The 14,207-nt window shown below is 45.8% G+C and carries 12 protein-coding genes; 11 read left to right on the forward strand and 1 reads right to left on the reverse strand.

Going from position 1 to position 14,207, the window contains the following annotated elements:
- The first annotated feature begins 73 nt into the window (after positions 1-73).
- The gene (locus JFC05_RS10545) at positions 74-853 is read left to right on the forward strand and encodes a DUF4230 domain-containing protein (RefSeq protein ID WP_198336856.1); all 780 of its coding nucleotides are present in this window, start codon (positions 74-76) and stop codon (positions 851-853) included.
- Positions 854-870: 17 nt separating this feature from the next.
- On the opposite strand, the gene JFC05_RS10550 is transcribed toward JFC05_RS10545, so the two are convergent.
- Entirely contained in the window at positions 871-2,475 is a 1,605-nt protein-coding gene (locus JFC05_RS10550; protein ID WP_198336857.1) for a cryptochrome/photolyase family protein, read from the reverse strand.
- Between the two features lie 229 nt (positions 2,476-2,704).
- On the opposite strand from JFC05_RS10550, the gene JFC05_RS10555 reads away from it, so the two are divergent.
- From JFC05_RS10555 to JFC05_RS10600, 10 genes are all read left to right on the forward strand, one after another.
- Entirely contained in the window at positions 2,705-3,376 is a 672-nt protein-coding gene (locus tag JFC05_RS10555) for a phosphoribosylanthranilate isomerase (protein ID WP_198336858.1), read from the forward strand.
- 164 nt (positions 3,377-3,540) lie between these two features.
- Positions 3,541-4,815 (forward strand): tryptophan synthase subunit beta, encoded by a 1,275-nt coding sequence (gene trpB, locus JFC05_RS10560; RefSeq protein WP_227697530.1) that lies wholly within the window; start codon positions 3,541-3,543, stop codon positions 4,813-4,815.
- Between the two features lie 3 nt (positions 4,816-4,818).
- Positions 4,819-5,751: a hypothetical protein gene (locus JFC05_RS10565; RefSeq protein WP_198336859.1), complete on the forward strand. Its 933-nt coding sequence runs from the start codon at positions 4,819-4,821 to the stop codon at positions 5,749-5,751.
- 7 nt (positions 5,752-5,758) lie between these two features.
- The gene (locus JFC05_RS10570; RefSeq protein WP_198336860.1) at positions 5,759-6,238 is read left to right on the forward strand and encodes a Panacea domain-containing protein; all 480 of its coding nucleotides are present in this window, start codon (positions 5,759-5,761) and stop codon (positions 6,236-6,238) included.
- Positions 6,239-6,253: 15 nt separating this feature from the next.
- Entirely contained in the window at positions 6,254-7,078 is an 825-nt protein-coding gene (gene trpA / locus JFC05_RS10575; RefSeq protein WP_198336861.1) for a tryptophan synthase subunit alpha, read from the forward strand.
- Positions 7,079-7,395: 317 nt separating this feature from the next.
- Complete coding sequence (gene accD, locus JFC05_RS10580; RefSeq protein WP_198336862.1) at positions 7,396-8,373, forward strand: acetyl-CoA carboxylase, carboxyltransferase subunit beta; 978 nt, start codon at positions 7,396-7,398, stop codon at positions 8,371-8,373.
- Positions 8,374-8,535: 162 nt separating this feature from the next.
- The gene (gene folC, locus JFC05_RS10585; protein WP_198336863.1) at positions 8,536-9,903 is read left to right on the forward strand and encodes a bifunctional tetrahydrofolate synthase/dihydrofolate synthase; all 1,368 of its coding nucleotides are present in this window, start codon (positions 8,536-8,538) and stop codon (positions 9,901-9,903) included.
- 375 nt (positions 9,904-10,278) lie between these two features.
- Entirely contained in the window at positions 10,279-11,517 is a 1,239-nt protein-coding gene (locus JFC05_RS10590) for a LysM peptidoglycan-binding domain-containing protein (RefSeq protein WP_198336864.1), read from the forward strand.
- A 286-nt stretch (positions 11,518-11,803) separates the two neighbouring features.
- Entirely contained in the window at positions 11,804-12,334 is a 531-nt protein-coding gene (locus tag JFC05_RS10595; RefSeq protein WP_198336865.1) for a DUF2726 domain-containing protein, read from the forward strand.
- Positions 12,335-12,604: 270 nt separating this feature from the next.
- The gene (locus JFC05_RS10600; RefSeq protein ID WP_198336866.1) at positions 12,605-14,065 is read left to right on the forward strand and encodes a hypothetical protein; all 1,461 of its coding nucleotides are present in this window, start codon (positions 12,605-12,607) and stop codon (positions 14,063-14,065) included.
- The last annotated feature ends 142 nt before the right edge of the window (positions 14,066-14,207 follow it).

Raw genomic sequence — 14,207 nt, forward strand, 5'->3', positions numbered from 1 at the left:
GTTTAAAAATAGCATCCCAGTAGCGCTATGACATTTTTAGAGTGTATCGACTATAATACTGAAGGTGGTGTCAATGAATCATCCCGATAATAAAGCGCCTGCGGATAACGCGCGCGACAACAAATATCCAGCGCCAAATCCACCAACAAAAAAGCCCATTGCCTTTATGTCGTGGCTGATATTGCTGATTGGTTTGGCCGCGCTGGCATTTGCTATCTATAGTATGCAGCCGGCAAGTGAAGAAGCGCCTATCGAAACCATCAGCCGTGAGGGCTTGGTGACGCAAATTCAGCAGTTAAACCGCTTACAGACAGTCGCCTTTAATGTCGATACGGTGATTACCAGCGAGCGGCAAGGCAGCTGGATGAAGCTGTGGCAAGATGAACAAAAGGGGCTGTTTATCGCTCGCGGGCGCGTCGATGCGGGCATAGATTTGAGTGCGCTGACACCTGAGATGGTGCAAGTCATCCAGCCCGATCCAGCGGCTGACAGTGAAGTGCTGCGCAAAGCTGCCCAAAATGACACGCAGGCCACAACTGTCAATACCGCTGCCATGATGCCGCAAATCAATATCACCTTACCGCCGTCAGAGATATTTTCAGTATATCTGGATGATATTGAGATTTATGACTGGCAGACGGGCGCGTTTGGGCTGATGCAGGTCGATCCAAAGATACTTGCGCAAGCACAGACCATGGCAAAAAAAGAAGTGCTAGAGCGTGCCTGCCGCGGTGATGTGATGAATATTGCCTTGCAAAACGCTCAGACGCAGCTGCAGCAGTTATTTGCCATGACGGGCGCGGTGGTGACGGTGAACACCCAAGGCGCGGGCGCGTGTCAGTTGCCCTCGTAGCACGTCAGTCGACTGTATTACGATTTTTTAAACTCAGCAATGGCCAACTGACGAGCCGCTTTATGCTCAACCATCGGCACAGGGTAGTCGATATCAGCAAACTTGCCGCCCTTTGCCAGCTCTTTACGCATCTTGTCCTCACTATGCAAGATGCTGGCAGGAATATCTTTTAATTCAGGCAGCCAAGTTTTAATAAACACGCCATCCTTGTCATGTGTTTTGCCTTGGCTAAAGGGATTCATGATCCGAAAGTAAGGCGCAGAGTCTGTACCGGTTGAGGCGCTCCACTGCCAGCCGCCATTATTAGAGGCAAAGTCGCCATCGATGAGCTGCTGCATAAAATAGCGCTCGCCTAAGCGCCAATCAATCAGCAAGTCTTTGGTCAAAAACATCGCGGTGACCATACGCAGGCGATTGTGCATAAAGCCAGTCGCATTTAGGCTGCGCATCGCCGCATCAACGAGTGGCACGCCTGTCTTGCCAGTACACCATGCCTCAAGGTCATCCTTGTCATACGACCAATCAATCTTCTTATCTGTCTCTTCTTTATAGGCCTTGTGGCGGATAAGGGCAGGCTTGTCCACTAGCACATGACGATAAAAGTCGCGCCATGCCAGCTCACTTATCCAGCGATTGATGTCTTCATTGTCGCCATCATTGCCGTGTAGTTTTTCTTGCGCTAGGCTTGCCTGTAGATAGCATAATCTAGGACTGATGACGCCAATGGTCAGGTAGGCGGATAGCTGACTGGTGGCCTCGAGGCTAGGCGTATCACGGCTGATATCATAGTCGTCGATGTCGTCGGCAATAAAGTCGTTTAGACGCTGACAGGCAGCTGTTTCGCCTGCAAGGTAGGCGGCGCGGGCTTTTGTTAATTGAGCATCCATATCGAGATGCTGCGATAAATCAGCCTTTTGTCGTGCGTTTTGATAAGTGCTGACCACCTTGTTACTCAATGCTTCGATGTCTTGTAGTGTGGTGGCGCTGTCTTTTGATAATTTTAGCTTGGTTTTATTATTATTTATGGCGGTGGCTTCATGCATTTGTATGCTGCTGATATCCAAAGTATGCCGCCATTTTTTATAAAACGGGGTAAACACTTGATACATGCTATCGCCATCATTGGTGGTGATGCTTTGTGGTGGCAAGATACATTGGTCATGCCAGCGTACAAACTCGATATTGTCTTTTGCTAGCTGCTTTGCTAATTGTTCATCACGGTCGATCTCATTGCCTTCGTACTCATGGTTAGCCATGATACAGCGGATATTATTGTCCTGACATAGTGTGCTGAGCGCGTCGATACAGTCGGCAAAGCTGGGGCAACGTTGTACCGTCAATGTGATGTTTAGCTGCGCTTGTAGCGCGTTGGCAAGTATGGGCAAGGTGCGGGCGATATGATCCACCTGTACTAAGGAAGTATCATGCGCATGCCACTGCTCTGGCGTCAAAAAAAACACCGCACTGACGCGCGCATGATCTGCCTGCGCGCGCTCGCAAAGTGCCGTCAGCGCTGTATTGTCATGCAGTCGTAAATCTCGGCGAAACCACATTAGATAATGCGGCATATTCATATCCGTATTATCATCGTTATCGCCATTAGCAGACGCAGTCTTAGACATGCAAGTATCCTTATACCAATCAATCGCAATCATAAACAAAACTATGAATAAAAGTATGCTAGGATAAGTTTTTTGATGCAATGGGTTTGGCAGATAAGTAACAAATCAGCATCATAGCGTCAGGTCGATATAAAAGGGATACAACGAGATTGGGAGCATCAGACTCTCAGTACAATGGTAGATATTGAACCTATTAAATTTTTTAAGCCTTTCAAATTAAGGTCAGACAATGCAGGTGAAGTTTTGCGGGTTTACCCAGCTTAGTGATGTGCAGAGCGCTGTGCAGTTGGGTGTGGATGCGGTTGGTTTGGTGTTTTACCCACCAAGCCCGCGTGCTGTCACGGCCAAACAGGCGCAGGCATTGAGTGCCGCTATACCGGCGTTTGTCAGTGTCGTGGCACTGGTGGTCAATATGACTCACGATGAGCTGCTGGGGCTGGCAAACCATGTATCTTTTGACATCATTCAATTCCACGGCGACGAAACGCCTGAGCAGTGCCAGCAGCTGGCAAGCGCGGTCAATAAACGCTGGATCAAGGCGCTACGTATCGATGCCGAGCAAGACACGGCAGCTAGCGTGCGCGCGCGTATCGATAGCTTTGCCGCGACGGGTGCCAGTAGTATCTTGCTCGATGCTTATCATCCGCAAAAATACGGCGGTACGGGCGCGCGCTTTGATTGGAGTTTGATACCACAGGGCAGCGCTTTACCGATTGTTTTAGCCGGCGGCCTCGCTGCTGATAATGTCGCAGGCACACTTGATTTACCTATCTATGGCGTCGATGTCAGCGGCGGTATCGAATCTGCTAAAGGCAAAAAAGACGCTGCAAAAATGCGCGCCTTTATGAAGGCAGTCAAACGTGACCGATGGCAAAACGAGACGGTCACTGACGGGCTTTAAGATAATTGCTATATTGGTATCTATGTGATGTCTATATATTGTTATTTGCTCGTTATTCCGAATTTTTGCTTGTCGCCTAGTTATATGACGATATGGCGGCAAGCCTAGACGCTTTATCTCCTTCATCTTTATATTAAAAGCCCCCACTTATCGTAGGAATTATCATGAGTCATGCCTCAAACAAAGCGCTATCTGATGCTGCAAAATCTATCAATACCTTTACTAATCCAGCAGATGTGCAAGACTTTAATCAATACCCTGATGCACGCGGACACTTTGGTGTCCATGGCGGTCGTTTTGTTTCTGAAACGCTGATGGCGGCATTAGAAGAGCTAGAAACCTTATACACCAAAGTCAAAGCTGATCCGGCTTTTTGGGAAGAATATCACAATGATTTGGTCAATTATGTCGGTCGCCCAACCCCGCTTTATCATGCCAAACGCCTGAGTGATGAGATTGGCGGCGCGCAGATTTATTTTAAACGTGAAGACCTCAATCACACAGGCGCACACAAGGTCAATAATACCATCGGGCAGGCACTACTTGCCAAGATGTGCGGCAAAAAACGCATCATCGCCGAAACGGGCGCAGGACAGCATGGCGTGGCGACAGCGACAATTGCCGCGCGCCTAGGCTTAGAGTGCATCGTCTATATGGGCGCTGATGACGTCGAGCGTCAAAAGATGAACGTCTATCGTATGCGCCTGCTTGGTGCGACAGTGGTGCCAGTGACGTCTGGCTCGCGCACTCTCAAGGACGCCATGAACGAAGCGATGCGCGACTGGGTGACCAACGTTGACACCACTTATTACATCATCGGCACCGTTGCAGGGCCGCATCCTTATCCGCTACTGGTACGTGATTTCCAAGCGATTATCGGTAAAGAAGCCCGTATTCAACATTTAGAAAAAACGGGCAAATTGCCTGATGCGTTGGTTGCCTGTGTTGGTGGTGGCTCCAACGCGATTGGGCTGTTTTTTGATTTCTTAAACGATACTGACGTTAAAATGTATGGCGTCGAAGCAACGGGTGATGGTATAGAGACTGGCCGCCATTCAGCGCCATTGGCCGCTGGTCGCATCGGCGTGCTGCATGGTAACCGTACCTACCTAATGGCAGACGATGAAGGTCAAATCCAAGAGACGCATTCTATCTCAGCGGGTCTTGATTACCCTGGCGTCGGTCCTGAGCATAGCTTCTTAAAAGACATGAAGCGTGTTGAATACGTTGGCTGTACTGATAAAGAGTCGCTAGAGGGCTTTCATGAAGTGACGCGTAAAGAAGGGATTATCCCTGCGCTTGAATCTGCTCATGCGGTCGCCTATGCGCTGAAGCTGGCTAAAACCATGACGCCTGAGCAAAGCATCATCGTTAATATGTCAGGTCGCGGTGATAAGGATTTGCATTCGGTAATGAAGGCAGAAGGGATTGAGTTATAATTAATGAGTAAAATATGGTCGTTTTTAGGCTTCGCAAGCAATAGAGAAATATTCAGTAAAATTGGAGCTAAAATAGATAAGGGAGGTTATCTGGCGATAACCTCTGTTGCTACACTGTTCTCAGGATTTTTCTTGAAGTTACTCTCAGAGAGCGGCTTCAATACTTTACCATTCTGGCTATTTTTGTTTTTAACTATAACTTCAGCTTTATTTCTAATTTTCGGAATAATAGGAGGTTATAAAGACTCCAAAAAGCTATTGGATGCCAAGAATGAAATTCAAAAAAAATTCGATGAACTAGACCGAAAATACGAAAATTTGACTATTAGTTTGAAAGAAAAAGAAGGTGATTTGAGGCTTCTGTATGAAAAGTTAGTTAGGAGTTGGTTGAAAAATATTGATGTAGAAATTCGTATGGAAAACTCTGAGAGAGTATCAATATACTTTGTAAAGAATGATGAGTTTTATATACTTGGTAGATACTCGCAAAATCCTAAGCTAGAGAAAATTCATACTCAAAAATTTGCTCTAGATAAAGGGGTTTTAAGCCTCGCTTGGGAAAATGGTCAACATACAGAACTCTCATGTCCAGTGTATAAGGATAGTAGAGATAGTTATGTGGATTATATTAAGAAAACTTATGGTTATTCTGAAGAGATTATTGATAGATTTACTATGAAAAGCTGTAATTATATAGGTGTTTCTATTGAAGATAGAGGGAAAAGAATAGGTGTTATACTTTTTGAAAGTGAAGCTGAGTCTCTCGTTAACAAAGAAGATGATATAACGACTGTAATGAACAGTTATAGTGAGAAAATTAGAGGGCTCATAGTCGATGGACAAAACTATTATCACGTCTTATTCAAAGATAATAACAATGTCAATGCTGCTGAAATAGAAGTTATGAATGCATTAAGTAGCAAAGTGGAAATGTGAGGTCTATATGAATAAACTAGAAGCAGTGATGTTGTACTTATGCCAAAACTATCCGTATGAACATGAGCTATCCAACTCTAGGCTAACTAAACTTGTGTACCTATCAGATTGGTTTAATTGTTTAATTAACGAAAAGCAGATATCTGACATCCATTGGATATTTAACCATTATGGACCGTATGTTGATGACGTTATGAAAACAGCAGAGAACAGCAGCTGTTTTGAAATAGAATATCAGAAAAATTTTTATGGCAATTTTAAAACTCTTGTGAAATGCAGTTCGTATAAGGATGTAGTCTTAGCTCAAGAAGAAAAATTAGTTTTAGACTTTGTCATAAATAAAACAAATAAAATGTATTACAATGATTTTATCGACTATGTGTACTCTACTTATCCAGTATATTCTAAACATCGCTATTCAAGTCTAGACCTTGCTAATTTAGCAAACGAATTTAAGAAAGAAAATTTCAATAAATTAGAAAATTAAAAAAAAGAGAACACTATGACCCGTATTGAAAGCACTTTTGAAACTTTAAAATCACAAAACAAAAAAGCCCTAATTCCTTATGTGATGGCAGGCGATCCAACGCCTGATAACTTTGTCGGCCTCTTGCATGACTTAGTCAAGCATGGCGCGAATATGATCGAAGTGGGTTTGCCGTTTTCTGACCCCATGGCCGATGGGCCAACCGTATCGCTAGCGGGTGAGCGTGCATTAGCTGCAGGTACTAGTACGCGTGATGCGCTAAATATGGTGGCAGAGTTTCGCAAACAAGACACGCAAACGCCAATTATCCTGATGGGTTACCTAAACCCTGTCGAGATCATCGGTTATGATAATTTTGTCACCTTATGCGAGCAGGCAGGCGTCGATGGTATTTTGATGGTGGATTTGCCGCCAGCGGAGGCGGGCAGCTTTACTCAGCATTTAACTGAGCACGCGATGAATGAGATTTTCTTATTATCGCCCACCACTTTGCCTGAGCGCCGTGAGCAAGTGCTGACCCACTGCGGTGGCTATATTTATTATGTGTCGCTCAAAGGCGTGACGGGCTCAGCGACGCTAGATACCGATGATGTCGCCATTCAAGTACAAGCCATCAAAGCAGAGACCGATTTGCCGGTCTGCGTGGGTTTTGGTATCCGTGATGCGGCCTCTGCTAAAGCGATCGGTCAGCATGCTGATGGGGTTATCGTTGGTAGTGCGCTGGTACAAAACTTCGCCGATATCGATGCTAGTGATGCGGCGGCAGTGGCCAATGCTCAACAAAAAATCATGGCAAAAATGGACGAGCTGCGTGGTGCTTTAGACAGTTTGACAGTTTAACGGACGGTATCATAGGTAAGCGGTGAGTTGTTCAAGGTGTCCCTAGGGGTGATGAGCTGAGGCGACGGCGCGCTGGACGAATGACAAGGTTTATCATAACAGGGTTTATAATAACAATGTCTATAAAGACAGCACGAAATGGCTTTGCTAAAGTTAGTTTACGTGTGTAAACTAACCTCATATATAAGTTGTGACCGTCTCGCATGAGCTTACCTGCTGATGGCTTATATCATCGAGTGCTGTGACGATTAAATTGATTTTATAAATGGACTCTTAGGGACAAGTAAACGAGCCAACTTGCCTGTAAGCCTTTGATAATGGCGAATACTATGACTGATACAATAACCAAAGCTGATATGACAACTCCAAACAATATCGAAAAAACCGCAACTGACAAACCCAGCGCCGAAAAAAACGGCAATGCTGCTGGCCAATCGTGGTTTAATCGCCCAATACCTGGTATTAAGCAGCAACTGACCGCTCCATTGACTGCGGTTGAGACTGAACCATCGACCAAGTGTAGCAACTGCCACTCGATGATTACCAATACCGCGCTGATTTTTAACTGTTATGTGTGCCCGCATTGTGACCATCATCTACCGATGAGCGCCCGTGAGCGTCTAAACTGGCTGCTCGATCAAGTAGATGGCGAGATGGGGCAAGAGTTCAATGCAAAAGATCCATTGAGCTTCGTCGATAGTAAGCCGTATCCACAGCGCATGAGCGAAGCACAAGACAAGACAGGCGAGTCTGAAGCGCTGATCGTGATGTATGGCAAGCTGCGCAATCTAGACATTGTCACTTGTGCCTTTGATTTTCGCTTTATGGGCGGCTCGATGGGATCGGTGGTCGGTGATCGGTTTGTACAAGCCGCTGAAAAAGCCCTTGAGGAAAAAATACCACTGGTCTGTTTTGCAGCCTCAGGCGGCGCGCGTATGCAAGAAGGCTTGCTGTCGTTGATGCAAATGGCGCGCACCGCCGCTGCGATTGAGCGCTTGCGATTAGCGGGCGTACCGTATATTGTGGTGTTGACCAATCCCGTCTATGGCGGTGTGACAGCCTCGCTGGCGATGCTAGGAGACATTCATTTGGCAGAGCCAAAAGCGATGATTGGTTTTGCTGGCAAGCGCGTGATCGAGCAGACGGTACGCGAAACCTTAGAAGAGCCGTTTCAGCGCGCTGAGTTTTTGCTAGAGCATGGGGTGGTGGATGAAGTGGTGCATCGTCATCAGCTGATCGATACCATTTATCGTCTGCTGGCAAAACTGTGTCACGTCACCAATGTGGATGCGTAACGCCGCACCGGTTATGGCGTTTATCGCATAGGCACAGCTACAAAGCTGCTCTTAAAAATAGCATTTATCGTCAATCACGGTAAATGCTGTTTTTGCTTTTTGGCTGGGTAGTTATATACTGTCTTCAGTTTTTATTTGATTATTTTTTGATAGGTTTTCTTCATGTCTGACTCCTTAGTTGCTACCTCAAGTACGCCCGATAACCAGTCTAGTTTGACCGAATGGCTCAATTATATGCAGCAGATCCATGTGTCGGCGATTGACATGGGGCTGTCGCGCGTGTTGCCAGTGGCTGAGGCGCTAGGCTTGGTACAGTCCGCCAAAAACGATGCTTATGTATTTACTGTAGCGGGCACCAATGGTAAAGGCTCAACGACCGCAGTGATTGCGCAAATGTGCCAAGCGGCAGGGTATAAAACGGCGTTGTATCAATCACCGCATTTAAGCGTTTTTAATGAGCGGGTGCGCATCGATGGCGAGATGGTCAGCGATGAGACCTTAATCAATGCCTTTAGTAAGGTGGAGGCAGCGCGGCTGCAGTGCGATTTGACATTGTCGTTCTTTGAGATGACGACACTTGCTGCATTATTGATATTTGCCGAAGCAAACTGCGCGGTATGGGTATTAGAAGTGGGGCTGGGCGGTCGCTTGGATGTGGTCAATATCATCGATCCTGACATGGCGGTGATTACCAATATCGGTATCGATCATATCGATTGGTTGGGCGACAATGTCGAGGATATCGGACGCGAAAAGGCAGGTATCTTGCGTGAGGATATCACGCTGATTTATGGGGCGACTACGATGCCAGATAGCGTGCAGCAGGCGATTGATCAGCATCAAGCGCGCTGCTATCAGGTTGAGCAGGACTTTGCTTACCAAAGCCTCGACTCAGCCACATGGCAGTATAGTAATGCCGCTGTCACGATGCAACTACCACGCCCAGCATTGTCGCTTATGAACACTGCCAATGCCTTATCGGCTGTGCTAGCCAGTCCATTAGATATCGATATCAGTGCCATTGAGCAGGCGCTGCAGACAGTCAAGCTGGCAGGACGGTTTGATTACCGCCATACCCAGCAGCGTCATTGGCTATTTGATGTGGCGCACAATGAGCAAGGTGTCGAGTTTTTATTGACGCAGCTTGTACCGCTTTGGCAGCAGCACCTCGCCGAGCAGCACGAGTCTAAAGACAGTCATAGCGGCAGCCAACCTGCCAGCATCAAAATGCTGTTTTCTATGTTAGGTGATAAAGATATCGACCATGTCGTCCAGCGCTTAAGCCAAGCTGGCTTGCCAATCAGCGAGTGGTTTATCGCGGAGATTGACTATCCACGTGCCGCGAGTACCGAGCATTTATACAGCGTCCTGTCTCGCCATGTCGAGCAGACGCAGATACATCAGTTTGACAGATTAAAAGATGCCACGCAAGCGGTGATGCAAGCGAGCAGCGCACAGGATCTCATCGTGGTGTGTGGCTCGTTTCATACCATCGGTGAGGCATTAGCGGCATTGACCACCGATCAGTGATAATTGATGAAGTGACGACCCGTGATTAATTATAGTCGATACACTGTAAAAATGTCATAGCGCTACTGGGATGAATTTTACGCAGCCTCTGGGAACGCAGCACGCAAGTAAAATTTATACCAGTAGCGCGTTTAAATCCATAACAGTTTTACATTCAGCTAACTATAAAAGGACTTTGCTTTCGTGTTACGCTTAGCACAAGTGTGATAGCAGACAGCGCGAAAAATATGCTTTATAATCAAAGTGATTGAAATATAGCGTATAACGCCAAAAAACTGACGGATGGGTAAACTTTTAGAGCCTTGCCCGCCAAGGTCTTAAAGCGATAGCTGCGCCGCTCAATCAACCTTATTACCAACTAAGAGACGTAAACGGATGAACTTTTCGAGACAAGCCTTATTGGGCATTGGGATGATTATCGGCGGTAGCGTGATGCTATACGCTATGGTGCAACAAATCGGCGATAATAGTCAGCCTGCGCCGACCTTAGCGATGGTCGAAAGCTCAAGCACTGAGCAAACCACGCAGCCGCCATTGACAACAGACATCGAAACAGAAAAACGCATCTTGGCACAAAAACAAAAAGAGCGCGCCGCTCGCGTCGCAGAGCAAGAAAGACGTGCTCAGCAGTTTTTGATTGAGCAAGAAGCCGCTGAAGCTGAAGCACTGGCCAAAGCGCGCGCAGAAAGCCAGCAATATATAACAAATACTACCGCTGCTGACGATAGCGACAGCGCCGCGGCTAAGAAAAAAGACGATACCGCTTCGGCGACAGCAAGCCTTGAAGGTACGGAAAGTTCTGAAAGCGCTGATAGCAATACGGCGCAAGCCGCCGCAGCTGAAAAATTAAAAACTGCCCAGCAGCAAGAAGCCAAACGTCAAGCCGCTCTCAAAGAGCAACAAGCCGCCAAAGAATTGGCACAGCGGCAACAGCAAGCGGAACAAGCAAAGCAACAAGCAGAAGCCAAACGTCAAGCAGAAGCTGAGCGTCAGGCTGCCGAGAAGACCGCTGCAAAAAAGCAAGCGGCTGAAAAAGCTGCCGAAGCCGCCAAAAAAGAGCCGCCCAAATCCCCTACTGACTATGAAGTCAAACGAGGCGACGGCCTGATTAAACTTGCCAGGCAGTATAACGTACCGGTGGAAGCGCTGGCTCAGGCAAATAATATGTCACCCTCGACCTCACTGCAGCTGGGTCAGACACTGACTATTCCCTCACGCAAACAAGTACAGCGTCTAGAGCGAGAAGCAGCGGCAGCCGAAAAAGCGCGTGAAGCGAAGCGCAAAAAAGAAGAAGCATTGGCAAAAAAGTCAGCAGAGGCCAAACGTGATGCGCAGCAAAAACTGCGTGATGCCCGCCAACAGGTCAAGGAAACCGATGCCAAAGGAAGCTTTGGGGTGCAAGTCGCACTTGCCAATGATCAGGCCAAAGCAGATGAATTGGCCAAAAAGTTTCAGGCAGCAGGGTATCAAGTAAAGACCAGTCCGACCAGTCGCGGTGTCCGCGTCATCGTCGGTCCTGAGCGCGGTAAAGTGGCAGCGCTGGCGCTCAAAGACAAGATCAACAGCGACCCTAAAGTAAACACCACCAGCGCTTGGGTATTATACTGGCGCTAAGCCGCGACTAATGTATCGCCATTGGTAGTGAGTGCTGGTAGTGGGTATAGACGCCTTCGCTGTTTCTATGGTATGAGAAAACACGACACTAGATGTCGTGTTTTTTGTTTTATTGATTGCTCGGCTGGGTAGGTTTCGCTACCATGCTGCGCATTTATTCTGTTTTTGTATCACCTGTCAGCCTAAAAAGGTTGACCTGCCGTGATTATTCAAATACCCAGCTGTGCTTGTGAACCGTCGCAGCTGGAACTTGGGTAATCACTTGTTTATTTTATAAGGTAAAACCATGTCGTTTGGCGTTGTATTTTTAATATTGGCCGTTGGGTTTTTAGGGCTAATTACGTTACCAAAACTATCCTCAAAGCGTCAAAGCACCGAGCCTGAGCCAAAGCCTGTGCGCGGTGATGAGTTGACCATTTGGCCATTTGCACCGATGCCTATCATGACTGATACTGAGGTGATTTTTTTTAAAAAATTAAAAAATGCCTTGCCCGAGTATCACATATTTGTGCAGGTGCAGCTGTCGCGAATCATTGAAGCCAATAGCGATGAGACCTCCGAGCGTAGCTTTTGGTTTAACCGCATTTGTCGTCAGAGTGTCGATTATGTCATCGTCGATATCGACGCGCAGACCACCTTAATGGCTATCGAGCTTGATGATTGGACACATAGCAGCAAATCACGCCAAAAAGCCGATGACAAAAAGAACAAAGCCCTTGCTAGCGCAGGTATTCCTATCGTGCGCTTTCACGCTGAGCGTATGCCAAGCGCGGATATGCTCAGATATGAGCTGATGCAGGTGATTGAGAACTATTGAGACAAGGCTCATTCAGTATTAACTATTGAGTATGAGTGACTGACTATCAAAGTGAAGTAGGGTAATGAGTATTATGAAAAGAATTATATATTCTTAAAAACTTGTAGACTAATATCATAGTTAGTTGTAATATCCTGTTAACAAAAGCAAACTTTAGTTTCTTTGTTCCGTTTCTATAAAAGTTTTTCATTATCACTTGTGGTGCGGAATATAAAATAATCTGAAACAGAATAGTCTCTTATAAAGGCGTCTGACGTAAAGGATGTTGCAATGAAATTTTTTAAACTTTCGGTACTAGCCTTAGCCACTACTCTAGCACTCAGCGCTTGCGGCGATGACAATGATAGTAACACTTCTACTAATAACGGCTCAGGCACGCCCGGAATTCCGAGTCAGCCACCTGTTGATAATAGTTTGTCTGATCTTGAGCAAGCCAAAGAGATGATACGTACTGCTAAGCTTTTTGTTAGTGATAATCAAGCAGTTACTCAAGCCTATGAGGGTGCTAGCGCTATTATTACAGACCAACAAGACGATCGACTTGGCTATGCTTTAGATGTACCAAATGATCTTTTTTATTATATGCAAGAAAACAATCTCTCAAAACTAACCGCAGCAAATATCATAGCATTAGCTAATGATGAAGCGTTTGCGGTTGCTTTAGGTAATATCGCTCTATTACCAGCAGCAGATTTCTTAGCGACTTTGAATAGCGATGGTCAGTTTGCTTTAACGGGAACCACTGAGGTAGAGATTGAAGATTATGAGTATGATTACAACTCGCAAACGGGTCAGTTTGAAGAAATAGTTACGGTTGATGATACTTTTGACCTAAGTTTCGATGGTTATCAAAATGCTTTGAGCTCAAACACGAGCACTGATAACTTCAAAGGTAGTATTGGTTTTAAGAGTATTAAGATTGGTACTGGCAAAGAAGCGGTACTATTAAGTTCAACAACCAAAGGCGCGTCTGTCAATGGCCAGTTTAGCGAAAAAGTCACTTTCAATGATGAGTTTGATTTTGCTGAAGCCAATGCGGCGGGTGTCACCCTCGAAAAAGGCGTGATTACTTTAGCTAAGCTAAGATTAGAAGCCAATGATAGCGTTATCGAAGCGAGAAACTTTGCCATCGAAATCATGGATATTAGCAAAGAGCTTGCCAATGGCACCCTAGCGGTACGCACTATACCTTATAAGATTGATCTGACTGGTCAAATGATTAAGCAAAAACCGGCAACTAACGTAACGCTTACCCTGAATGCTCTTGCTAACGCCGATGATATCAAGAAGTTTATCACTGTAGATAACACGGGTAATATTGTAGAGGGCGCTGGCAGTTTTGTAGGCATGGAGGTGCTACTCGCTATCAAAGGCGATGTCAGCAAAAACGCTCAATTGACCATTCCACTTGACTTCCAAGCTCAGCTTGAGCGTACGGCTCGCAATACTATTGAGCTTAAAGGCTTAACTGCCAGCGTGGATAGCAAGACTCTATATGTAACGGGCGAATCTAATTTGAACGACGACTATGGCGTAGTAAGCAGCCAGTTTGTCATCAAACAAAATAATGCTTCTATCACTCTAAATGTCGATGAGGATAACGACTTTATCACCGATAATAATGGTAAGCTTGGCGATATCATCGTCAATGGTAAAGACTTTGGCGATCTGATGGATAATGATGGTAAAATCACGGCCAAATTTAGCGATAACAGCTTAATTGTTTTATAACAATATAGATTAAACATGACTCTTTAAGGGTTTTGAGATCTATTTAACTATTAAAGATGTTAAAAAGACAGTAAGATTTAAAAGAGACAGTAAGGCCTGTCTCTTTTTTTGCTTTCTAAAATCTATCGCTTGTTACCTATGG

It is taken from the genome of Psychrobacter celer, from assembly GCF_016107555.1.
In the GTDB taxonomy this organism is placed as follows: Bacteria; Pseudomonadota; Gammaproteobacteria; order Pseudomonadales; family Moraxellaceae; genus Psychrobacter; species Psychrobacter celer.